Source organism: Chryseobacterium sp. MMO-72 (assembly GCF_037146035.1).
Taxonomy (GTDB): Bacteria; Bacteroidota; Bacteroidia; order Flavobacteriales; family Weeksellaceae; genus Chryseobacterium; species Chryseobacterium indicum.
Genome location: NZ_JBBCWG010000006.1, coordinates 115,624 through 142,222, shown reverse-complemented (window position 1 = coordinate 142,222; position 26,599 = coordinate 115,624). Strand labels below are relative to the sequence as shown.

11 protein-coding genes are annotated in these 26,599 nt (G+C 38.5%); all 11 read right to left on the bottom strand.

The window, feature by feature from the left end:
* Positions 1-16: 16 nt before the first annotated feature.
* The gene (locus WFH39_RS10580; RefSeq protein WP_336689870.1) at positions 17-1,501 is read right to left on the bottom strand and encodes a glycoside hydrolase family 30 protein; all 1,485 of its coding nucleotides are present in this window, start codon (positions 1,499-1,501) and stop codon (positions 17-19) included.
* Between the two features lie 135 nt (positions 1,502-1,636).
* Complete coding sequence (locus WFH39_RS10575; protein WP_336689869.1) at positions 1,637-2,848, bottom strand: glycosyl hydrolase family 17 protein; 1,212 nt, start codon at positions 2,846-2,848, stop codon at positions 1,637-1,639.
* Positions 2,849-3,177: 329 nt separating this feature from the next.
* Positions 3,178-6,600 (bottom strand): hypothetical protein, encoded by a 3,423-nt coding sequence (locus WFH39_RS10570; protein WP_336689868.1) that lies wholly within the window; start codon positions 6,598-6,600, stop codon positions 3,178-3,180.
* Between the two features lie 148 nt (positions 6,601-6,748).
* Entirely contained in the window at positions 6,749-7,576 is an 828-nt protein-coding gene (locus WFH39_RS10565; RefSeq protein ID WP_336689867.1) for a glycoside hydrolase family 16 protein, read from the bottom strand.
* A gap of 18 nt (positions 7,577-7,594) precedes the next feature.
* Positions 7,595-9,478, bottom strand: coding sequence for a glycosyl hydrolase family 16 (locus WFH39_RS10560; protein WP_336689866.1), 1,884 nt, complete (start codon positions 9,476-9,478; stop codon positions 7,595-7,597).
* Positions 9,479-9,489: 11 nt separating this feature from the next.
* Positions 9,490-12,618: a glycoside hydrolase family 2 TIM barrel-domain containing protein gene (locus tag WFH39_RS10555; RefSeq protein ID WP_336689865.1), complete on the bottom strand. Its 3,129-nt coding sequence runs from the start codon at positions 12,616-12,618 to the stop codon at positions 9,490-9,492.
* A 563-nt stretch (positions 12,619-13,181) separates the two neighbouring features.
* A complete protein-coding gene (locus WFH39_RS10550; protein ID WP_336689864.1) occupies positions 13,182-17,804 on the bottom strand; it encodes an FG-GAP-like repeat-containing protein in 4,623 nt (1,540 codons plus the stop codon).
* Positions 17,805-18,785: 981 nt separating this feature from the next.
* Complete coding sequence (locus WFH39_RS10545; RefSeq protein ID WP_336689863.1) at positions 18,786-22,331, bottom strand: PAS domain S-box protein; 3,546 nt, start codon at positions 22,329-22,331, stop codon at positions 18,786-18,788.
* Positions 22,332-22,336: 5 nt separating this feature from the next.
* Positions 22,337-23,479, bottom strand: coding sequence for an FIST signal transduction protein (locus tag WFH39_RS10540; RefSeq protein WP_336689862.1), 1,143 nt, complete (start codon positions 23,477-23,479; stop codon positions 22,337-22,339).
* 598 nt (positions 23,480-24,077) lie between these two features.
* Complete coding sequence (locus tag WFH39_RS10535) at positions 24,078-25,265, bottom strand: HupE/UreJ family protein (protein ID WP_336689861.1); 1,188 nt, start codon at positions 25,263-25,265, stop codon at positions 24,078-24,080.
* Positions 25,225-26,592 carry a DUF3500 domain-containing protein gene (locus WFH39_RS10530; RefSeq protein WP_336689860.1) on the bottom strand — a complete coding sequence of 456 codons (1,368 nt, stop codon included), beginning with the start codon at positions 26,590-26,592 and terminating at the stop codon, positions 25,225-25,227. Before WFH39_RS10530 ends, WFH39_RS10535 begins: the two co-directional genes overlap by 41 nt.
* Positions 26,593-26,599: the final 7 nt, after the last annotated feature.

Sequence of the window (26,599 nt, the reverse complement as noted above, 5' to 3'; positions counted from 1 at the left end):
TTGTGTGTTTTTTTAATTAAAAAGTTAAATGAACCGTTTGCAGTGCTTTTGCACTGATGCGAATCGGAATTTTTTGATTTTCTAAGGAAATTTCTATATTTTTTGCCTGTTCTGATGGGTTGAAAACTACCACCGCAACCGAACCGTCGGGATTTTTAGCAGCTGTAATTTTTAAATCAGAATCGGGATTTTCAAAACCAATTCTTACCGCTTCGGGACGAATAAATTTGCTGAAATGCGCCATCGTGTAGTATAAAGGCGTTACATACACTTCGTCTGTTTCGGGATCTACCAAAATCGGTGCGCCACACCAGTTTTTAAACCAATTCGGACCGCCGTTTTTGTCCAAAACCATATTCCAATCGATCCAGCCATCTACCTGATTGTTCAAGCAGCCGATGATATCTCCTGCGTAACGGAACACCGGAACGTATTTCGGATGCAGATATTTTTCTTCTTCTTTCGCCCAGTCAAATCCCCAGTCTGTCGCTTCTGCGCTCCAATACCACGAATCATCTTTCCATTTCGGAATATCGCCGTCTATGCAGGCTTCGGTTTGAATTAAGTGTTTTGACGGATTTTTCTGATGTGCATATTGCAGCTCGTCTTCAAAAATTTTATAGGTGCTGTCGTACCAATGAATGGCTGTTCCTGCAAAATATTTGGAAGATTTTTCGGAACGGTACATTTCGTTTACCCAGTTTTTAAGTTCAGAACGGTTTTGGTCGTAGCCGAAAATTTTTACGTTTCCGTAGCCGTCTTTTTCTAATTTCGGACCAAGGAAATTTTCCACGAAATCGGTCATTTCTTTTGGGGTAAACAACATACTTTCCCAGTTTCCGCCGTTTCCGTGGGGTTCGTTGATTACAGTAATTCCCCAAATCGGAATGTCCAGTTTTTTATATTCAGTTAAATATTTTGAAAAATAGAGTGCAAAGGTTTCGTTGTATTTCGGCAATAATTTTCCGTTGATCCACGCATTGTTATCTTTCATCCAAGGCGGTGAGGTCCACGGTGAAGCCAGTATTTTAAACCCATTTTTTGAAATTTTCTGCGCTTCTTTAATCATCGGAACCAAATCGTTCATATCTTCCTGTACCGAAAAATGTTTCAGTTCTTTATCGTCTGCAACCGGAGCGTAGGTGTAATGTTTCAGAGAAAAATCGCAGGAAGCAATCGTGGTTCTGGTTAAAGAATAATTGGCTCCATCTTCCCCAAAATACAATTGCAACACTTTTTCCCGGTTTGCTTTGCTTAATTGGTTGAGCAAATACGCAGAACTTTCGGTAAAAGCACCACCAAATCCCGTAATTTTCTGGAATTTATGTTCGGGATTGAGTTTGATTTTAACTGAATTTTCAGCAGGTTTTCCTGCAATTATTTTCGTTAACTGATTTCCGTTTGCCGAGGTTTCGTAGATATTCGCTTTCCACGATTTTTGAGATTGACAACTCATCATCAAACTGGTTATTAAGGCGATATGTAAGATTTTTGTTTTCATATTTTTGGATTTGTTTTCCAAATGTTTTTTTATCTCGCAGATTATACAGATTTCGCAGATTAAAAAAGTTTAAATAAATCTGCCCAATTAGATAAATCTGCGAGAGCATTACCTTTTTGAATCATCTGAAAATTATCATTTCGTTTCCAACAATTGTTTTTCAAATTCGCGGTGTGGAGGCATTTCCACAGAATCTAACAATCGTTTCAGATTTCCGTTAAAGGTTTTCTGAATGGTGTTTCCGTCCCGTTTTAGTTTTTTAAAAGCGCCTTCATCCACCAAATTCCAAACCGCATATTTTGCATTTCCATCTACGGTAAACAATCCGAAATGATTTTCCGAACCGCCTGAATTTCCGGCATCTTTCCAAGGTTCGTCGAACGCTTCGAAATAGAAACAGGAAATTCCCGCTTCATTCGTCCAATCGCGCATTTTGTGGTAAAAAATTCCGGCTTTGTATTCGTCTACTGCTTTAGAATCGTTGCTTCCATACAGCTCATTGGAGAATGTTGCCCAACCGGTTTCGCCAATATGAATTGGTTTATCTACGCCTAAACTCTGCATATACTTTTTCACCGAATTGTACTGTGATTTTGCGTAATTCACGGAGCGATTCATCGCCAAATCCAATTGTTTTTCTTTGGAATATTGAAATTCATCTTCCGAAATTCCCCAAAAAACCGGGTTGTAATGCGTGTCGTGCATCGGATAGGTGTGCATCGAAATATAATCGACTGCTTTTATCAACTCATTGAGGTCTTTCGTGTGATAGTCTTTGTCGCCACCACCCCAACTTGCAAAATTGTCAGAACTCGTGATCCACAAATCTTTTGGCAACTCGCCTTTTTTCTTTAAATCCTGCAAATGATTCACCCATTTCAAAATCACGGAAGGCTGCACGTAATAAGCCGTTGCCCATTTTACCATCGCTTCGTTTCCTACTGCAATGACTTTAATGATTTCCGGATATTCGTTCGCCAATTCTACAGCGTGTGCAATTTCAGAGGCGTTTCTTTCGCTTTCTTCGTTGTGATTGGGTTCAAAACCTGTCCACGCATTTTTACAGTCGATCCACGCTCCGAGCATCACGTACATTTCAAATTCGGGATTTTCCTGACGCAATTCTTTAATCGCTTTCAGCACATTTACGGCTTCCGGAAGATGTACATTATACGTTCTGATGATTTTCACACCCATCGCCGAAAGAATTTTCATATCTTCTTTCAACTGCGAAACGATAGGTTGCACTCTTCTGGAATTGGTTCGGTAACCGCCGTAAGACATTGCCAAATAGTTAGGATTTCCTAAAATTTCGGATGCACTTTTATGTTTGATTGTGTTTTGCATACTGTTACACGACATTAAATAGGTCAAAATAAGGATTGGTATTACACGGAATAATTTCATTAATCATTGAAATTTTTTCATTGTTGCCCGATAAAAAGAATTTTCACCTCAACCATTTAAATGTTTATGAGATAGATTAACAGGTCGCTCCTACGGAGCTTTGCATTCTTGGACCCTTTCATTTTCTATTAACAGTACGCTCCTAAAGGAGCTGTATTTAGTCCCATCGGGACTTACTGTTAATAGGAAATTTGTATTCTTCGGTAAAAAGCTCCGTAGGAGCGACCTTTTAATTATATTTTTTTATCAGACAATAATTATTTTTTTCGTTATTTCAACTGTTCTTTTCTAATTTTCACTTTAATCAAAGAGATTTTTCCGTTTCTTTTGAAGATATTTTCGGAGTCTTCTTGATTAATGGTTAAACTGTTCTCTATTTTTGCTTCGCATTGTTCATTAAAAATTTCTACGCTTTCGGTTTCCGAAATTTCATAGATTACAGGAACTTCACACTTGGTAAAAAATAAAGCATTTTTAGGTACTTTCAGTGATGAAGCGTTAGATTGTACATCAAAATATTCGATTATTTTTTCTTCTGTTAAGAATTCTTCTTTTCTTAGCAAATCGGGCTTAAACTGCAATTGTCCGTCTTTTATCGCGATTCCTAATTCTCCGAAACGGCTCAGCAAATCTTCTTTTACCTGTCCCGTCATTCCCGGTTGTTGTGCGCCTTTTCCAAATGGCGTGTGCGAATACGCATCGGTTGGAAATGCACCATACAATTCTGGAGATTTGTGAACGCCGATTCCTTCGTTGATTTCATAGAAATGTTCCAATAATCTTCCCACGGTTTCGGGCGAAGCATTTTCATTGATGGCTTTTTGGCAAACTTCCATTACGGCTAACAATAATTTGGAAACCATATGCCAATAAATAGAGCCTAAACCTTCGTAACCGTAGAACGTTCCGCTTCTTCCGGTAAATTCTTTATGATTAAAAACTTCTTCAAAAATTGCTAAAATCAAGGCTTTTTCCTGATTTTCAACTTGTAAAGCATCCAAAGCCAATTCTAAATCGCCTGCATTTTTGAAATTTCCATTGAAATGATAATTTCCTAACACATCTTTTTCGATGATTTGCGTATTTTTTTCGGAAACTAATTGTTGAAGCAATGCTGATTGCTGAACCAAATTTTCCGGAATGCTGTTTCTTTCTAAAAATCCTTTCAATTGCTTGTTAGGATACAATAAATAGCTGTATTGATCCTCCCGGAACAACGCTGAATTTTTCAATGCGTCCAAAACTTTTAAGCCTTCTTCGGAAGTCAGAAATTGAGAACTCAACACGGCAACCTGTCCTTCCAACATTTCGCTGAGATACGAAACCGCAACAGATTTATCATTGGATGTCATCAAATTATACGCGTGATACAAACCGTCTTTTCTTTCATTGGCTTTGATAGAATGTTCCAAAAACTGAAGTGACAGATTGGTAAATCGTCTTAAGCCTTCCAGCGAAACGGTTATTTTTTTACCCCAAAATCCTTTCTGATATACGTGATTTCGGTACTCCGAAGCGGCTTCGCCAAATAGATCGAGGATTTTTTTGCGGTCTTCGTTGCTAATATTTCCTTCCAACAACGCTAAATTTTCCTGAAAACCTTCTCGTATTTTTTTGTAAAAATCGACCAGTTCGCTGGAGATTTGTACGTTTTCCAACGCCGAATTTTCAAAAACAGCCTGGAAAAATTTCATCATTCTTCGCAGATAATACAGCGTGACCATCGAAACTCCGTTTCCAACCAAAGCGTTGTTAGCATCGTTCCATTCCGGACGCTGTGTGTTCATCCAAATTCCGCCTTCCAAAATGAAGTTGGATAATTTGGCGAGAACCGTTGCGAGTATTTTTTCGGTGAAATTCACTTTCAAAACGTCTCCGTTTTCGTCACAGAGCAAAGCACCGTCTGCGCCGATTTCTTTTCTTCTTTCGTGAATTGTTGAATCCAAATCGAAATCAAAATCAATGGTATCTTTCGGATTTTTCAGAATTTCGGTGTAGGATTTTATTTTATACGGAACATTGGCGTACACGAAATATTCTTTGTCTAAAAGTGTTTCCAAAGAATTTGGGAAATAATTTTCGGCAAATTCTAAAAATTTCAACAGATAAATAATCTGATGATCGCCCCAATATCCGATGTAACTCCAAGGATCATCGGCTTCAATCGTTTCCCAATCGAAACCGTCTTTGGTTACCCGATACGGATTGTATCCGTCAAAAGTCGTTGCGTTGAGGAATTTAAAAATCATTCCCTCGATAAAATACGGATAGGAATGCGCCAAAGCTTCCCAATTCTGGAAAATATCTCTCCAGTTTCCTTCGTAATCGAGGATTTTAGAACCGTCGGTTTCACTTCTGGTATTGATGGAAAATTTGTTCCAGGGACGGGAAGGATCGCCATGACGGCGGGAAAATTTGAGCGGTAAATATTCTTTAGCCAATCTTATTAAATTGGCATCTTCTGTATTCTTTAACGATTCATTTAATTCAAAAAGATTAAATTTTTCTGGAAGATTATTTAAAATTTCTTTTGAATGATTGAAAATATTTTGATTCGCTTTTTCTAAATATTTGGAAAAATCCCACTTTTCGATGGTGTAATTGTCATCAAAAATTCCGCCACGCATTATGTTGAACAACGTGTTGGAAAAATGACGGCTGTCTCGCAGATCGTCTTTGGTAAACTGCAATCCATCGGCAGAAGCGACTAATTTTTTGAGATTTTCGGTGCCTAAATCAATATCTTTTTGGATGTTTTCAGCAATATTTTTTTCGTTTTTAATTCTTTCAATCCAACCGATTACATTGGATTGCGACTGATTCACATTGGCGATAAACCACCATTCTTTCTCATCATTTGTGTTTAATTCTAATTCCTGCTGAATAAAATAGGCTCCTTTTTCGCCTTTAATATCGTTTTCCTGTGTAATTTTTTCACCTTTTCTGAAATTTTTCAACTGAAGTGAAGACAGCAAATACGTTGGATTTTCTGTGCCAATGGAAAAAATGGTGTTTGCTTTCAAGGCTTCACTTGGTTCTGCTTTATCCACGATAATGGCACTTAATGCGAAAATTCCGAGTCCGGATATTACGTCGAGTTCGGTACGTTTGTAGGCATCGCCCAAATTGCTGACACGGTTTTGCAAATCGCTTCCGATTCCGTACGGTAAAATATTTTGCAGTCCGTCTAAAACGGTTATATATTGATTTTCAGCCGCTAAATTTTTGATTTTTGATTTTTTGATGAACCCAAATTCGCTGCTGTTGTTCCACTCATAGGAAAAAGCAAGTGATAAATCATGGTTGATTTCTTCAAAAATAATCTTGTTTCCGAATTCATTTTTATAGACATTTCTCGAAGTGTGAAACTGCGCTTCATTGCGAACGGAAAAAGGTTCCCAAACGATAATTTCCTCTTTTTTATGAATCTGAACCATCGTTTTGCTTCCGGTAATTTCTGCCGATTCGGTGATTTTATCATCGGTGTAGTACGGAAAAAGGGCAAATTCTGAGTTTTTTCTCCCTGCGGAAAGTCCGCCATTGCTGGAAACGAACATCCAATGATTGGAATCGCTGACGATGGTCATAAAAAACGGACGCAACGTTTCGACATCGGAGATTTTGAAAAAAACTTCGTGGTTGATTTTTATTGTTTCTAAAGAAGGTTCGATATGGGAAATCGTGGATTGCATTAATTAATTTTTGATGAATTATTTTTGAATTTGGTTTGTAAAGCCCTTCCGAAGGAAAAATTTCCTTCGTTAAAATGGTATAAAAATGTTGTTTAATGGGGAAACCTCACAGGTTTTAAAAACCTGTGAGGTTTTCTGTTTGAAAAAATTATTTTGCTTTGTAAACTCTTACATAATCGATGTACATACTTTGCGGGAAAGAGGTGCTGTCCGTTGGAAATCCTACGAAGTTCCCTCCCACTGCGACATTAAGAATCAGGAAAAAAGGATGATTGTACACCCACTCTCCGGAAACATCCGAAGATTTTACCCGATGATAAAGATATCCGTCTACAAAAAAGTCTATCTGGTTTTCCTGCCATTCTACGCCAAAGACATGAAAATCCTGATCGAATCTGGCATTCTGCAATCCATACGCTTTTGTTTTTGCATTTCCGCCGGAATATCCTGGACCGTGAAGCGTTCCGTAGACCACATTCGGGATATGCCCTTTCAGTTCCATGATGTCTATTTCTCCGCACTGCGGCCATGTTACAGTGTTTACATTATCGCCTAACATCCAGAAAGCAGGCCAGATTCCGGGACCGTAAGGTGTTTTGATTCTGGCTTCAATTTTTCCGTAAGCATGGGAGAAAAGTCCCTGCGTTTTCACCCTTGCTGAGCTGAAAGCATTGCCGTTTTTTCTTGCCGTAATCACCAGATTTCCGTTTCCGTCTAAAGAAACATTATTGGTGGAGTTGGTATACGACTGCAATTCCTGATTTCCCCATCCGTTGTCTCCGTTTCCTAAATCGAATGTCCATTTTTTATTATCCGGAAGACTTCCCGCAGTACCATTAAATTCATCACTCCAGACCATTTCAAAGTTTCTTTCGGGCAATGTCTGTACAGATTCCCGATCGCATGCACTCATCGAAAAAAGAAATGCAGGAACAGCCAGAAGCTTTAAAATTTTATTTTTAGGTAAATATTTCATAATTGTTCTTTTAAAATTTTAGTTGTGGAAATAAATATTATCAAAGAAAATATCTCCGTTTCCATCTACTTTGAATTGAATGATGTTGCTGAGTACAACCGGAGAGAAGGAAGAAAGCGGGATGTCCAAACTTTTCCAGCCATTGGTATTGGCACCAATTCCTGAAGGAACGGAAAGCGCGTACGCTTTTTCTACAGGTCCCGGACTGATGAGATAGAAATTAAGATTAGTAGAATTGGCAGTATAGTAGTCTATATGAACATATCCGTAAGAAGAAACGTTGAGCGGGCTTGCAAACTGGGTTCCCTGATAGTTTAGACCTGCATATTTCAACGTATTATTTCCGGCAATCGCTGTTTGGGAAACGGCGGTACTTTGTCCCCAGTTCGGATTAAAATCTGTTCCCGAAACGTTGGTATACGAGTCACTGAAAACAGACAATACACCGGCCGCAGGAAGAGTTGGCACAGGTGCAGCCGCAGTTGGCGTTGCAGGAATAATGCTTCCATCGTTGTAATAATAGATGTTATCTGCATAAAAACCGGAAATATTGGTTCCCACAAAAACAATTTGCCCGATATGAGCTTTTGTGCTAAGCCCTGTAAACTGAGTAAGTTTAATATCAAAACTTTTCCAGACCTGAGAAGCTAGAGAAGTTCCGGCAATGGTATATTCACCCGTTTTATCATCACTTCCTCCATACACTCCGTCTGCTCCGAAATCTACCACCTGAATTTTTAAATTAGCTCCGGAAGCAATAGCATTGGGAAAATAGAAATCGAAATGTAAAGTAGACATCAAACTGGCATTTACTGTCGGGTTGCTGGACTGTATTCCCACAAAATTAAAATTGGTATAATTAAGAACGTGGTCATTATTCACTGTAAAATCAGCCGATTGTGTGGTCTGATATGGAGCCCAGTATCCGTTGTAGTAATCTACAGGAACATTGGTATAGGCATCACTAAAAATAGAAATGACTTTATTGGAAGGCTGTGTAGGTACAGGCGCATGAACAAAACTTCCTGAAGAATTAATGGTAAGGCTTCCATTTGCTGTATTACCGCCTAAAGTAGCCGTAATAACGGAGGAACCGGATCCTATTGTGTTTACATTTCCAAGCTGGTCTACCGAAGCTACTGCTGTATTGGAAGTTTTAAAGTTGAAATAATATGGGGTAAGATTCACCGCCTGTGTTGCTCCGTTGGGCATACTGTAAGCGGCGGTAAGTCCGTCGATTTTATTATTTACACCTACAAAAGAGGTAATCGTTTTGTTGTTTCCGTTCAGGATGGAAGCTGACTGATAGGAAATGGTTCCGAGCTTTTCGAATTTCACCTCATCTACCCAAAAGGTATATCCTTTGTTGTTTTCGGGACCTTCGGAATAGAAAAACATTCCTTTTTCCATTTTTAGTTTTGAAGGATCAGGAATCGGGATAATTACTTTTTTCCAGTTGGTATTCACCGGAAGTGCGGAAAGGGATACCTGATATTTGTTTTCGCCGAGATCATTCCCAAAACCAATCACGTCTATATTGGCAGCCTGAGTTGCTTTGATCCAGAATGTTAATGCATTGTAGTCTGAAAGATCTCTTCCTACAGAGGTGTAAAATGATCCTCCTGCGTAAGCTCCTTCGGGACTTCCATAATCCGGAACGGCAAATTTCATGGAAGTGGTTCCTGAATATTTTACCTGGGTATCTACATCAAATGCTTTTACATCCGATCCTCCGAATGCCGAATAATTCAGTCCTGAACTGAAGGCATCTATAAAAACTTCCGGATTTTTGGAATATTCTGCCGGTTCAAGTTCGCTGATGTCTCTCTGACAGCCAAAAGCAACTAAAAGTGAAGCACTTAATATTACTCTTGTAAATGTATGTTTAAATATATTTTTCATTTTTGTACAAGTTATTTACCGATGTTGATTTGAATATACGTTCTTATCTCCCATTCGTTTCCGTTCGGGAACCCGATTGCGGTAGGATCAGGAACCCAGTTTCCGGCTCCGTTAATGGTATATGTAGGGGCATATCTCGGAGAATACTGATCTAAAGTTCTGTACGTCCCGCGAACTCCGATTCTTGTTCCCGGAAGAATCCACCATTCCGGTTTTCCGATTTCAAGAGAGAGATCTCCCATCAGCTGCATCGGGAAGGTAAGGTTATAATCTCTGTGGTAATCGTAAGGTCCCCAGTCGTTCAGTTTGAATGCTGTAACAAATTTTAATTTTTTGTAAATGGTTCTCAGCTCCAGTCCGAATCTTTCGATTTTTCTGGTATCGCTTCCATTCGCCTGTGCCGTTCCGCCGTAAATATTGGCAATCACTCCGAAGTCTGAGCTTACTTTAGAAACAATTCTGGCATTGGCTTCCCAAAGATTAGCTGCCGGTGCAGCTCCCGGAAATGCGAACGTGGTTCTTCCGTCCGGTAAAATTCCTATTGCAGCATCCTGTGTTGTCGGCAAATGTCTGTATACAAATCCTGTACTGAATGCAAATGGTGCATCTTCTGTTTTATCACTGTCCCACGCGTACATCCATGTAGCCGGAGTAGGATCATACGTGAAAAGGATTTCTCCTGCGGTCTGCTCGCGGTTTGCTCTTACCACAAAAGGATCTTCCAGTATGTTTCTTGGTCTTCCCGGTGCAGGTGCATTTGCCGGAACCGGACCTTCGATCGGTTTCTGCCAAAGGAAATTAGGCGCAATCTGGAAATTTCCGATGTTGTAGGTAAATCCTGAGAGTACATTATACTGGTTTCCGCTTCCGCTGTCTTTTAGTCTCCATCCGGTAAAGGTTTGCGTGTAATCTGCTCCTCCATTGGCAACCAGCCCCATCATGGCTCCCTGAGCGTACCAGTTGAATTTTCCGCCGGTGTAGGTAAATTTGGCTTTTCCTCCCCAATTGTCTTTTCCGCTGATCTGATCCTGATAAATATTTCCGTCTCTGTACAGCTGGAATGTTCTTCCGTTAAGCGGCTGTCCGCCCCAGATTCCTCCCAGATCAACTCCGAAGTTTCCGAATTTTCTCTGAACTGCTAATGTTACTCTTCTTGTTTTAGGCTGAGGAATGGCAAATGAACTCTGTGTATCTCCTCTTTGATCAAGATCTTCATGATAGATTCCTGTAAGATCAAATTTCCCCGCTTTTCTTGAGTATTTCACCAATAATGCAGGGTTGGCTCCCCACCAGAGTTCAGGTCCGAAAGCTACTTTCAGCCCGTTGATTTCTTTTTTTCCGGTGAATTCAAAACCGAATGGTGCCTGTCCATTGTAGATGTCCATATTAGGACCATAATTGGCTTCAGGATAAAGTCCGAAAATATCGCCTTCATATCCCCAATGGTAATGCCCTGTTCTGTAAAATCCGTGGAGATCAAAGTATTTCTGATTCCAGGTATAACTTGCGTTGTACACCTGAATTCTGTTGAGATCTCTCATTGTGGTTGTGGTTCCGTCTGCATTCATTACCTGAATGGCTCTTCCCCTATTTTCATAAAATATCTGATCAATAGGATTTTCCGCCACATTTCCCAGAATATTAAAATTCACATTGGCTCTCATATTGGCAGTCGGATTTCCTTCTACTCCCACGTAATAAGATTCCATATGATCAAAACCCTGTCTGTTCGGATAGGATGTATAAGCATCTGTTTTATCTTTCGGTGTTGTGATGAGACTTCCTCCTGTACTGAAGGTTGAAAAATCTGCTCTGAGATTGCTTATTCTGATGAGATCATTGCTTTCTCCTTTCAGAGCAGCCTTATCTCCTCTTGCTCTAAGGCTTGCATCGGTTATGCTGATGTCATTGAAATAGTTTTTAACCGCACCGGAAGATTTCATCTGGGTACTTTCGTAAGGATTGTACTGATGAACCTGTTTTAAGGTATAATATGCACTTCTGGGATACAACTGGTAATGTCCTGTAGCATCTGTTTTTCCTTTGGCGCAGATCCCGAACCATTCTTCGTTCATGTTGTTTTCGCCTTTCCGGTAATCTCTGATGTATCCTCCGTTACTCCATGAAGCATTGGTATTGTGTACATCCAGATCTTCGGTCTGTTTGTATTTCCACCAGCCGTCGCTAAACTGGAACGTAAATCCTCCCAGAGCATTTCCTGCTTTTCCCATACCGGCTGCATTTTCATAAATTTCCTGCCAGTTTCCGAGCAGGTAATACGACTGTGCATCCTGATCTTCTTTTTGAGAAAGCTCGTTAAAAGAGTCTGCCCCAAATTCTGTGAAAAGTACCGGTTTTCCGTATTCTGTTTTTACTTTCAGGAAAAGATCGCCAAAAGAAGCACCGCGATAGACATTGGTTCCGAAAATATCTACATCTTTACATTCTTTGGCAATGATATCCAAGAACAGGGTATCTCCGTTACACAGGGCAATTGGATGACCGGAATCTACGGATTTCATTTCCAGAGCCGCCTGATTAAACAGCTTGTACATGGCAACTGCTTTCTGGGTAGATTTTCTGTCTTTCACCGGAATGTCTTCTGTCTCTGCTCCTTCCCAGAATAAACCGTAATTGTTTTCGTTTCCTAAAAGGTAAAGCAAAAGTCCCGGTGTATTTTTATACTGCTCTGCAAGTTCTTTTGCTTCTTTCAGTAAGAGCTCCTGTGTTGCAGGATTTGCATAATCTGTATTTACTACCCAGGATCCGTTCACGGTAAGACCATATCTTCCGAAGGAATGATTGAGCATGGTGTAAATTCCATAATTTTCGTAGATGTAGGTAATCCATTTTGCAGGAATTCCGGTGTAGATTCTTACGGTATTTACGCCCATATTTTTCAGAAGTCCCATTTCATCATCCAGAGCTTTTTTGATGAAATCATCGGACTGCTTCCAAAGGGAATAGTTGTAATTGGTTCCGACAGGATAGTAATCCCAGTTCATTCCGTTTACAATGAAAGGCTTCCCGTTTACTTCTAATTTTTGTCCGTCGGCATTATTCGCCACCTCAACTTTTTGTGCCTGAGCGTGGGAAAGATGAGCGCCGATACAGGCCAAAAAAAATAATATTCTTTTCATTATATATATAATTTTCTATTCATGTTTATTATTCATAGGGATATAAAATCTGCTCATGAATCATTTCTGCCTAAATTAAAAATGTTAACAATTAGTTCATAAATAATATGTATATACATTTGATATACATATTTATTACATTGACTATCAAATACTTAACTAACGAAACACAATACATGAAATCATTTTTATGCAGAAAGATGAGCTTATTTTTAAGCAATTGAATTATGAATTATTTAACATTTTATATCAGTTAATCCTAAAATTTTTAACCTTAAATAAATATTCAACTGTAAAATATGCTCTGAAAATTTTCACACTTTTAAGAATTTTGAGCCGCAAACCGACAAAGTATTTTTATGATATTTCATTTTCTGAAATAAAATTCTTTAAGAAATTATTGAAACTGATGTTATAATTCCTAAGCATTATCAGATTTAAATACACTGCCATTTTTTAATGCAAAAAAACCATTCGATCTCTCGAATGGTTTAACATGAAAACATTGTACTCTGCCATTTTAAAACTGACTTGGGATGCAGAGTTGGGAAAACTAATTATTATTATTCTCTATATTTAACCACCATTTTCTTTGTATATGATTTATTTTCAGAATCTGTAACTTTCAGTAAATAGTATCCTTTGATTTGTAATGGAAGATCGATTCTTACTTCTTCTGAAGGACTGAAATTCTTTTCCAGAATAAGCACTCCGTTAACATCAATAACTTCAGCTCTTATTATTTTCTTTCTTGTATATTCCGCACCTTTTCTGTGTTCCAGTCTTATAAATGCCACATCGTTTACAGGATTCGGATACAGATGAACTACTGTCATTTCCTGTTCCTGTGCTTTAGACTGGATGGTATTGGTTACCGTATTGGTTTTCAGAAGATTTTCATCATCAAATGCAATAGATGCACTGTTTTTAATTTTCGTATCTTCTTTTAATCCTTTTTTAGGCAGGATTGAGAAGGTAACATAGCCCTGAGATCTGTCTGAGTCTACAGAAGTAGACGGTAAAAATATATTTTCCAGTTTAAAGGTAATCTTGTTATCTATAATTTCCGTAGATACGTTATCATGACTTGCCGATACCAGTTTAAAGGTATTGATGTCTAATTCCTGCGGAATTGCATCTATAATCGATACATTCTGAGTAGCAAAGTTTCCTACGTTCTCAAATCTGATGGTATAAGTAAGCATCTGATCCGGCAGTATATATCCTTCTTCTCCATACCCCTTCGGATAAACCAGAATATCATTAGGATCTATGGCTCCGTATACGTTGTAATTTTGCATCAACAGGTTATCGTCTAAATTACAGTCTGCAGATGGATTTACAATTTCTCCTTTAAAATCTAATTCATCTCCAACTAAAACAGATGCATCTGTACCGGTCATAAAACTGATTATTTTATTGCCAAAAGGATTCAGAGATCCCACGCTCCAGGAATATCGCGTATAGTTTTTTGAGTTTGCCACAAAACTTTCCTGCTGCGCAATTGGTGAAGACGGACTGATAATATTTACAGATGAAGGTATGGTAAAGTTTATAACGCTTGAATTGGATGTATTTCTGGACTGATTGCTCACCACAATTTTGAACTGATTATTGGTATATCCTTTACGGATAGCAGTTCCTCCCATATTTATTTTTAAATCTGTATCGTTACAGGTTGAATTTGCAGCGATAAATATTTTTTGGGAAGGCTGATAATTGGTCAGATCAAAAACTTTAGACCCTGCACTTAATCCGTTTTCTTCTAAAATTTTCAGCTCCACATCATTCTGTGTCGTATAGAAACTGAAGGTTCCGTTATCACTGGAGTATACTTTGGCATTCGTAGGCACCACTTTAATAGCCGCTCTTGAAACGGTAGGTTCGCTGTCCTGCTTCACGCCATCATTATTGCTGTCGAAATAAACGATACCGGAAACTTTTGTCTGCTGAGGTTCTACGATTTCGAGTATTTGGTTGGCAGAAACATTCGTCAGCTTCTGAATGATTCCGCTTGCCCATTTAACGGTGATCGTATTGATGGTTGCTGCGTTTCCTAGTCCAAAATGCTGTGTATAGCTGCTTTGTCCTCCAAATCCGCTCTGGCTGTTTACTTCTCTCATCTGTGTTTTGCTGCCTGTTTCTACAAATATTTTTGTACCGATGGCAGAACCATTGCTTTCAGTGGCTTTCAGATTAATTTCTAACCATTTGTTGGTATTTCCGTTATTGACGAAAATATGGTTTTTCTGATTAGAATGGGTTGCCACGGCAAGATCCAGATCGCCGTCATGATCGTAATCGCTCCATGCGTGTCCGAAAGAAAGTCCGAAATTATAGGTAATCGCTTCGTCTCTGTTTTCAGTAAAATTCCCGTTTCCGTCGTTAAAGTAAAGGAATTTTCTGATTCGGTCATTGGTAACAAATAAATCTAAATCTCCATCATTATCTATATCTGCAAAGCTGCATCCGTGAGAACTTCCTCCCTGATTAACGATAGAATTGGTAATTTTCTGGAAATTGCCGTTTCCTAAATTTTTATACAGGAAATTGGTTGTGCTGTTGGAATTGGTAACAAAAAGATCCAAATCGCCATCATTATCAATATCTCCCCAGCAGCTTCCTACAGATTTTCCGCCTTCCTGATTGATGATGTTATTTTTCTTGGAGAAGGTTCCGTTTCCGTCGTTATGGAATAGTGAATTTTTATTTCCGCTGCCATTAGGAACGAATAAATCCATCAGTCCGTCTTGGTCATAATCTGCCCATGTTGGTCCAAGAGAAGAATTGGCTTCCAGCGGAATGGCATCTGCCTGCTCTTTTACAAAGCCTCCGCTGCCTGTATTTCTGTGCAGCTCATTGTATTTTGTAGGGAAATAATTACACATAAATACATCTACTTTGTTATCATTATCATAGTCTGCAAATGCTCCTCCATGATAATAAGAAACATCCTGAGTAAAAGATTTGGTATTGTCTGCGACTAATGTACCGTTATCATTTCTGTAAAAACGGTTGGGATTTCTTGTATTATTAAGAACCAATAAGTCTTCATCTCCGTCATTATCCACATCTGCCCATGTATTACTCATAGAAACACCGTCTTCAGGTAAAACCTGTCCTGCTGTAAAACCTCCGGTCTTATTATTCATAAAGATTCGGTTAGGCGCTGTAAGTCCCATATCTGTAATATAGATATCATCATATCCATCATTATTGATGTCTACCCAGCTGATGGTCCATGAGTTGGAGGTGTAAGAATCAAATACAGGATCTTCCAGACGGGAAAATATAAGTTTGGACGTATTGGTTGTCTGTACAGATACAGAATTAGCGATGGTAGACTGCTGCGTTTCTCCGTTCACTTTTCCTGTTACCACGGTTTCAACGGTAGAGTTAAGGGTAGTTCCTACCAATTCTCCGTTATTGGCACCTACAGTTGCCACAACTTTAGTTTCAATCTGATACGTAGAGTTAGGCTGTAAAGTAGGCAGGTTATTGTATTCTACTTTTGTTTTATCATTAAGCTCTGTAATAACCCCCTGTGTCTGAGACTGATTGGGATTAATGATTTTCGATTCTACCACTTTTAGACCTTCCTGTACGATAACTTCCACCGAAGGATTTGTTACTTCCCCGCCCGTTTTAACCTGAGAAACTACGGTTGCCTGTTCGGTCGGGATAAGTGCATCATCACTTACATTGCTTGTCTGGGTAAAAGAATGTTCCAGCGAGCTTCCGGTATAACACATCCAGTTATCGTTGAAATTACTGTTCATCACTGCAATGTCATTATTACTTTCCACGATCAGATAAGGTCTTTCCGGTCCTGACGCTGTACCTGTTCCGTTATAAAATGCCTTCCATTCATTCAGACTTATGGAGCAGTCTGCGTATTTCTCGGGGGTTATGGTAAATGTTTTACTAAACTTTGTTCCGTTGGTTAAAGCATCTTTTACAGTAACGGTAGCCCCTGTTTTTGAAAATAAATACAGGTGAGAAAAAGAACCGTTATACTTGGATCCTGTTAAAGGATTGGTTACATTGGTTTCATTTCCGGGAGGAGCAATATACGTAAGGAACTTCTTTCCTGCTGTGGTTCCGCTTTCGGAAGAAACCATTGTCGCCATGTCGGAGGTTCCCGGAGAGCCGGTTTCAAACCAGTTTCCTTCAAAAACAGAAACTTTTTTTCCTGCGGTGCAGGTAACTCTGAACACGGTAGGATAAGAAACATTTCCACTGGTTTTTCCTACCCAGTCTCCCGCCGCTAAGCGATTGAGAGAGAAGGTTTGTACAGGTACCCAGTTTCCGTTTACAAAACGATCCAGTTTCACGGTATTGGTATTGTCCCAGCTTACGATCCTGATTTCCTGTTCGCCTCCCGCCTGATAAGGAACAGCGAAATACATCAGTTCTCCGGAAGAACTTCCATTGGATGTGGGAACATATCCTCCTCCGTCCCGCTCATTACCGAATAATGCGCCATACTGCATGGTTACGGGCTTATTGGCGACAAGCATATAGGTTTCTCCCGAAATCATTACATCCCTTCCTTCCGGAAAGCTGTAAATTAAATCCTGACCGACGTTCAGTGTTTTGGAAAAAACTTTAACGGGATTTTCAGCATCAACATCGGTAAAGCCTGTATTTGTTTTTGCCTGAGTAGAGATTTTGTAAAAGTCTACTACTGTATTGTTCTGGTAAGCAAATACATTAATATCTCTGTTAGAAGAGGTAATCATAGGAGCATAAACAATAAATTTCTGTCCGATAGAACTTTTATCCACACTCGGAACCCAGTCATGCTGCCAGTCGCTGTTTGTACTTTGGGAGGCATATACCAGTTTATTGGATTTTACAATAAAATAGTCTCCGTCCCATTTTAAAACGCCGCCGGAGGCGTATCGGGCATCATCGTTAATCCCATTATCTTTAATATAGAGCACGTAACTCTGTCCCGCTTTCAGTACGCCGGTTTTAGAATCGTCCGTGTCTCCGTCTGCGCCATCATCAATAATATTAAATTCCGTATCGTCGTATATGGCAGTTACGACCAGACAGACATTTCTTTGTACAGCATCATTATTCGGAGGAACGTAAATTTGAAAGTAAGTTGAGGGCTCCCCTGTTGCATAGAGATTATTTACCCCTAAAAAAAGAATAAATAAAAAGAATAAATTTTTCATACTTGCTGTTATTTTAGGTTAACATACCATAATCAACAAATATGCTTTTCTTAAAAACAACTGATTTTCAATAATTTAAACCTCATGCCAAATAAAAAAAATTCCAAAATAAAGAATTTGTTTCATTTTTTGGAATTTTAAACACCCTATTGCCGGAACAGAACTTTTTACTGCAATTAGAGTCAGAAAATCAGAATGAGGAATTAAATAAAATCTTAGTATTATTAAAACTTTTTGTGTAAAAGTTCTTTATTAACACCTCATCCTGGATTAGCAGTTTATATTAAATGATACGAAAAGTCAGAGAAAACACAGGTTAAATTCCCTTATTAACATTTCAAAATCAATTACTTAAACATATATCCATTTCCAAATAATGGAAACATGAATTGAGAAGGTCTTTAGAAACAGATTTGCTTCAATCTATAATTTACTTTTAACATTAAGATTAAGCCTCTTTAGCTTAAAAAAACTTAATAAAAATCAATGTATTGCTTTCTTAATTAGAATCAGTTTAACTAGCTTAAATTGACTTCGCCAAATCTAAAGATTTCTTAATGTTAAATTTAAGAATAAACAAAGTTTATTTTAATTGAGAAAGTTAAGAAAAGCTGTAAAACTTTTATTTAGCAATATTTAACAGGCTCTTAAACTTGTCTAAACTTTTTTACCGCAAAAGATGCAAAAGATTGTAACACTTTAGTAGTTTAAGTTTAATACTTAAATGGAAAAAGAGCACATAAGTTTAAAAAAATCACAGATTTTTTCTCTTTGCATACTTTTGAAATACTTTAAATAAATTCAATAAAGTCTTTGTCTCTTTTGCAGTTAAATTTAAAATGAGTTTAACAAACGAGACTAAATCTTAATGGTAAAAACAAATTATAAATTTAGACACGCTCTAAAAATAAAATCCTACGTATTCCAAAAAGAATATTTTTATTTAAAAAAGTTTAAACAAACTCAATATGTAAACAGGCTCTAAAGTTCTTTCTCCTTAAGCAAACGTACAGCCGAAGATAATATGTCTTCTATGTAACAGAACATTTCATAAAGTTCCTGATGGTCTATTGATATATCTTTCGATTTTGCTTCGAGTGTTTTCACATGTTCTGTGATGGAGATTATTCCTATCTGTTCTATGCTTGGTTTTATTTTATGGGTCAGCCTGGAGATCTCCGCGTAGTTCTTTTCCACAAAAGAAGTGTGGATTTGCGGAAGTACATTTTCAATCTGGCTGATGAAGATAGTGATCATTTTTTTTACAAAACTCTCATCTCCTCTGCTTAACAATCTTAAATTCTGCAGATTATAAATTCCCGCTTCTTCATTTGTATCTTCCTGTTCTGTTTTTCCTTTTGTGTAATGATATATGGTTTCCAGCAGTTCATTTTCAGAATAGGGTTTTGTAATGTAACTGTCCATTCCCGCCTTTCTGCATTTTTCTACTTCTGTTTTAAATGCATTGGCCGTCAATGCAATAATAGGGGTAGAAACATGGTATTGCTTTCTCAGAATTTTCGTAGTTTCTATTCCGTCCAATTCCGGCATCTGTATATCCATGAGAATGATATCAAAGCTTTTCTCTTTTAATATTTCTAATGCTCTGGCTCCGTTTTCCGCTTCGGTAACGATACATTTAAAGTTTTGAAGGGTGTTCTGTGCAACCAGTCTGTTTAGCTCACTGTCTTCTACCAGAAGAACCTGAGTTCCTTCCACAGAGATCTCCTGACTGAAGTCTGACCGGTTTTCTAATTTTTCCGGTATTCCTTTAGGAAGAACCAGTGTAACATCTATTTTTGTTCCTTTCTCTTTTTCGCTTTCTATTGTAATGTTTCCCTGCATCAGCTTTACCAGCTCTTTGGTGATCGCCATTCCTAAACCGGTTCCGCCTACTTTTCTGGCAATGGATGCATCTTCCTGATAGAATTTTTTAAAGATCTTTTCGATGAATTCTTTGCTCATTCCTATTCCGGAATCCACAACACTTATTTTTATCTTCTGCTTATCCGGATTATCCTCCAAAAATGTACATTCTACCCTGATCTCTCCTTTGTTGGTAAACTTCAGAGAATTACCGATGAGGTTGTATAATATTTGTTCGATCTTCGAAGCATCCCCCCTGAAAACGGGAGCAATATCTTTAGGAAAAACAGAGATCAATTTTATATTTTTCTGCACCGCTTTCGGCTGAAGAATATTCACTACGTTGTTCACTGTCTGCTGTAAAGAGAAGTCTTTAATATCGAGAGACATTTCGCCGGCTTCTATTTTAGAAATATCCAAAATATTATTAATGATGGAAAGCAGATGCTGAGATGCACTGTTGCTGTTGTCTACAAACTGTTTTTGTCCGGAGGTAAGATCCTGTTTTGCCAATTCCCTTAAAAATCCGATGATTGCGTTAAGCGGTGTTCTTATTTCGTGGCTCATGTTTGCCAGAAATGCTTCTTTAGCTTTGGAAGCTTCCTGCGCATTTTCTTTTTCTTTCTTCAGCGCTTCTTCCATGTGTTTTTGGTCGGTTATATCCAGATGGATTCCTACAGATCCGATAAGATTTCCCTTATCGTCATAATTGGGAGCTGCACTTATTGCCCACCATCTCAGCTCACCTCGTTTGTTTTTCACAGGAACCTGATAAACGCTGGAAAGTCCTTTTTTTCTGAGTGAAACATGATGCTCCACCAAAGGAATACTGTTTTCTTTGTATAAAAACAATTTTGAAGGTTCTTTGCCAATAAGTTCATCAATTTCATAGCCGGAAACATCACAAAAACTTTGGTTGGCATACTGTATTACTTCGTTGTTATCCACTTCCAGAAGTCCCAGATTCATGTTGGCAATAATATTGCGGTATTTTTGCTCCTGAACTTTTAAATTTTCTTCGGCTCTTTTTCTTTTTGAGATATCCTGAATAAAAGAACAGAAAAACTTTTTGCCATCCTGTTCTATGGGAATTATAGAAATTTCTATGGGAAATTCTTCTCCTGATTTTCTTATCGCAGAAAGTTCCAGCTGTTCATTAAGAACCGGGCCGTATCCTGTCTCCATATAATTTTTCATTCCTTCTTCATGGGCTTTTTTATGGATTTCAGGGATAATGGTTTCTGCCAGAGTCTTCCCGGTAATCTCCTCAGCCTTCCATCCGAAAATCTGTTCGGCTCTCTTATTCCAGAAGGTTATTTTCCCTTCAGAATCTGCATTGATAATGGCATTGATGGCGGAATTCATAATCAGCCTGTTTCTTTCTTCACTCTGTCTCAGGAGTTCTTTAGCCAAAACACTTTCCGTAATGTCATTATATTTCCAGAGATGTCCCCTGTATTTGCCGTTGATATAAATCGGAATGTAGTCTCTTTCCAGAAATCTTCCTGCTTTGGTTTCTAAAAGCTCATCTGTAACAATTTTTCTCTCCTCCAGAATTTCATTGATTCTTTCGGGAAACCTTTCCTCATTTGCAAAAAGATGTTTGGAATCTTCCGCAGAATTACTGCAGTCGATTCCCTGCATGGTTTCAGGAGAAAGAGGGATACTGAACATATCGCAGAACAAGCTGTTGGTAAAAAGAATTCTCCTGTTTTCGTCTTCCACCAGAATTCCGTACTGCAGGTTGGCGAGTAATGTTTTAAGCAGTTCGAGCGTTCTGTTAAGCTTACTTTCCATAAAGAATCTTACCCGGATATTTGCCAGAATCTGTGCAAACAGTTTCAGCAGATCATTTTCCTCGTTCCCGAAATTACGGTATTGATGCACTGCATCAAATCCTACAAATCCTTCACACTTCCCGTCGATCATCAAAGGAATGGCGAGAACACTTTTTACATTGTTTAAGAGCAGAAGATCTCTTAAATCTTTATCCGGAAAATCATCTGCATTATTAATGGTAATAGATTTTCCCTGTTTATGGAGTTCCACAAATTTTTCGAAAGGCTCCAGAGGAAAGTCCTGATAAAAACTGATATTGGAAAATATTCCTTCTGAGCAGTACTCATACAAATTGGAGCAGGTATTTTCCTGAAAGTCATATTTAAAAACATAAATTCTGTCCGCTTTTACAAATCTGGCGATGGCTTCAAGAGAACTGTTAATGTTATCATTAATTTCCTCTACAGGAATATTAATAAATTCTGAAGAAATATTCATTAAAAGCTGCTGAAACTCCAGCTGTCTGCTGAGCTGGTCTTCCACAGATTTTCTTTTCCTGATCTGCTCGGAAAGATATTCTGAAAGCTCTCCAAAATCTTCGGACTGCCGGATTTCCATATTCTCATCAAGCATTTTCAGTGACTGGTAGAGCTTACTGATAGAATCCTGCTTCAGAATATACTCTTTGTTAAGATCCTGATATACTTCCTGATATTCTTCTTCGCTTTTAGAGAAAGCATGGTTCATAAGTTCTTTATCTCTCTCGTAAGATGCATAAGAATCATTAACAGCAGATAAAAAATTACTGAATTCCGAATCTGAGTGAAAACTTTCCGGAAGATACTTTTTAATCTGTTTTTCCAGTAACTTATGATATTTCATTTTCTTTAAAGTATTTCATTAATACCGGTGATGGTGATGGTCTGGTTGTGCAGCTCGCAATTTTGGAAAGGCTTCAGAGGAGAAAACTCTCCGTAAGAATAAAAGCCCATTACGGCGGTTTCATTTCCCAGTACATCTACAACCGCATCTACTTCTTCTGAAATTCTGTTTCCCAAGACCAGCTTTCGTCCTACACAGCTGATAAGGATTGCCAGTTTAGGATTTGCGGAGTGAAAATCCTGGCATTGCTGTGCCGCATCCGTGGCTGCATCTATCAGTCTGTCGAAATTTGCCTTCATGAATCTTACCTTGCTTCCTTCCGGAATATCTCCTGCAAAAACCATATAATTTTCTCTGTCATTTACAGATAAAATCGTCCTAACTACCGTTTCTTCATTATCTTTCAGCTTTAGGGAAAGCGGAAAAAGCAGTGCGGAACTCGGGAGTTCTTCAGCATATTTTCCTAAATATTTTTTATAAAGATCGAGAGCATTTTTACCGTCTATTTCGTAGAGCTTATTTCCGGAAGATTTTGTTACCGTTTTCTCGATGCCGAAAGTTTCCCAGCCGCCAAAAGAAGCGTGAGAAAGCATAAGAGAACTGCCATAGAAACCAATGGCTGCAATATTATCGGGAGCAGGAACTTTGTTCAGCCCCGCAAGAGTTTTTTCAAAACGATCGCCATCGCCTGCAAGACCTCCTGAAATTAAAACTTCTTTCCGTTTTTCAGAATTAATTCCTTTTATCAGCTCACTTCCGTTTACGTTACTTCCGTCCGAGAGAACAAAAACCCATTTCAGGTCTTCCCGATATAAATTTTTCATCAGAGCAACTCCTGCTTCGTGGCTGTCTTTATAATCATTTATACAGATTTCTGTGGTTTTAATTTCAGAATTATCAAATCTGAGGGCGGTAACGGAGACCGTATCATCGTATACATCTTTACAAAATATTTCTCCTGCCGAAGAGCACAGAGCGATTTCAGCATTCGGGAATTTCTGTTGAATACTTTCAAAAACTTCGTTTTCGGACAGGAGCTTTCTTTCACCAAAACCAAGAACCAATTGCACTTCATTATAGTCTAACTGTTCATGATTAAGCTCTCTCGTCCATTTTCCTTCTGAGAAAAGTAATTTGGCTACCTTCATTTCTGCTTTTTTTGTCTGGTTTGAAATAAACTGTAACAGGAGATCTGCCTGCTGCTATGCTTTTCTAAGAGTACGAAAGAATTCTCACAAGTCCCGTTTTAATGCCTTTTCTGAGGAAAAAAAGATCATCAGATCTGAGATAAATATCTGCTGATAAAATGTCGTTTTCTGCTGTTATCAACTTCTTTTTTCGGCATCCCTTTGCATTTCTGAAAAGAAAAACTTCATAATCCTGATTTAGATTCCACGCCTCACTTTAAAATAAAATAATCTGTATACTGAGGATTTCATTGTTCATGATTAGTTTTATATTCAAATATAAAAAATATTAGGATGCCTTCAATGTTTTTTCTTACAGATTATCAGTACAATTAGAAAATGCAGGTTAGGATATGCCGGAGAAAATGTATAGTTCCGAAGAAAAAGAAGATGAGCGCTGCCTGCGAATATAAAGGCACAATGAACCGTTGAGAAATCCGGAAGACGGCTCAGACAAGAAATTCTGAAAGTAAACTTAATGCAATTACAGATACTGCAATGCATTAAGATTTAAAATTATTCTGAAAAAAATGAAGGGTATTTTACATGATCAATTCTGTTATCCCATAACGAAAGGCAGGCTTACAACTCTTTCATAGATCCAGTAACAAGCCATTACAATCACAAAAACAGAAACTGCCGCTCTGTAAAAATCGATATTCTTAAACCTGTTGGAAACGTAAAGAATAACAGGAAAACTTATCAGTACAATCAGGATCTGCACCAGTTCTATTCCCAGATTGAAGCCTAAAACACTCCAGATAAACTGACTGATATCCAGATTAAAAAACGTAATGGTATTGGCAAAAGCAAGTCCATGCACAAAGCCGAAAAGCAGGGCAATAAGAACTTCTTTCCCCAAAAAGATGGGTTTGGAAATGTTGATTCCGGACAGTAAGATGGTCATTGCAATCCCGATCTCTATATAATTCGGGTTGATATTTATTAAATGGATGGCTCCCAGAATCAGCATCAGCGAATGTCCTATCGTAAAAGCGGTTACGATTTTTACCACTCTTTTTACTGCAGATTTTTTATTGTCGAGAAGTTTCCATTTTCTGTCTTCTACAAAAAACGGGGCAACCAGAAGCAGGGAAATTAAAAACAGAATATGGTCTTTCCCTTCTAAAATATGCTTGAAACCCATTTCGACCATACTTCTGAACCCTGTAAAAAAGTTTCCTTCCTCTAATGATATATTTAAAGGCTGAATATTTCCGTCCAGATCGCGTGCTGCAACCCCCAGAATCTGATTAGAATTCTGTACTCCTTTTTCCCAGTCGGAAGCCAATCCTATAATCGATTTGTGATTATAGATCTGGTGTACAAAGGCATCGTAATGAAGGGTGAAATCTCGGGTATCTTCTTTTTTTTGTGGTTTTGCCGTAATTCTGAAATCTATTTTATCATACAGCCCGACCACAGAATCCTGTGTTCTGGAGATCTTATAATCAACAAGTTCTATATTCCAGAATCTGTTCTCAGAGGAAATTTTGATATGATCTTTAAAATACTCCTGAATCTTTTTTTTCTGATCCGGTGTTATTTTACCATTATAAACGATTTCAAAATCCCGAAGCGGCGCAGTAATATCTATCGCCGCACCGCCCGGATACATATGAAACATGACCTTTGTATCCGGCAGCGGATGTGCCGATGCAAAGACTGAAAAAAGGACAAAGAACAGAAACAGTTTCTTCAGCCCTTTATTTTTTGATGAGCTTTTGCCCATTTGTTTTTGTACCATTGTGTTGTATATTGAAGGTATAAACTCCTTTTTCAAGACTGCTTAAGTCGGCAGAGACAGAATTTTGTCCTTTCGGCAGACTGCTCTTTTCTATGCTTTTCGCCAATCTTCCGCTCTGGTCATAGATGTTGATTTTTGTATTTCCCTTTTCAGAAGCTGTAAAGTTAAAGGTTGCAAAATCTTTCACCGGATTAGGGTAAACTACAGGTTTAGATACCGAAGCAGCTGTTTCATTGGTGGATAATGTACTGCCCGTTCCTCCGTAATCTGTTGTATGATCTCTCCAAATGCTGTGAGGATGTTTAGGCGTGAGGATAATTCCGTTCTGTACAGAATATTCTATCCAGACTGATGGTCCGTCTATTCTTACATAACCGTTCTGGTTGGTCAGTGTGGCATCGGTAGACCATGCAATGTATGTATTATCCAGTTCATTATTATATTTTGTCATAATCGTTGCCGCATTCGTATCGTCCACATCATTTACGTAGGTTGCAATTGCATTGTAGACGAGCTGTTTCTGAGCGGTCGTTAAATTGCTTACTTTCAGTCCGGATTTGGTGGTCGGGAACAGCCAGTCTTTTCCGGGACCGCAGACCAAATCGGTGTACGTTGTGGAAAGCTGTGCCGTAGTAAGCTGTGCAGAAGATAATCCGGACAGCATATTCACAAGAGCCGTTTTTTCTTCAATCATTGGCTGATAGGTTACCGAATTATAGGTAAAAGAGGCAAAAGGCTCCGCAGCGACAAAAGAAGGAGTTGCGCCCACAAGAACTCCGTTGATATAGGTGTTGGAAACCGTTCTGTGATGCCCTGTCATCTGGATTTCAAAAGTTCCTGATAAAGATGGAGTTCCGAAAAACCCGATATAAAAATTACCTTCTCCGTAAGTGGTTCCGCCTCCGTTGTTTGAAAGATAATTGTCTGCCATCCAAAGTCCGTAGATCTCGTTATAGCCTTCGTTTCCTGTTCCGGATAAAGCCTGAATGAGATTTCTGGCAGCGGTTAACTGAGCCGTTGTAAGAGTTCCCATTTTCAGTCCGATTCTCGGAGACATGGCAGCAGGAAGATTCGACCATGTTTTTGCATTGGCATACGTATAAGCCAGCTCGAGCGTTGAAATCTGTGAACTGGAAAGAGTGGCTTTGAAGGCATTGGCAAGATCAATAATCTGTTGTGTGGTTACCACTGTTTTCGCAGCTTTATTTTTCTTGGCAATATTCGTCATAAACGCTGCTTTTGGGGTTTCCGTATCTTTTTTAAAAAAGCTGAAAAATGAAAGTGCCGCAACAGAAGTGGCTACAGTGATGCTGAATAGTGTTTTCATTGTATAA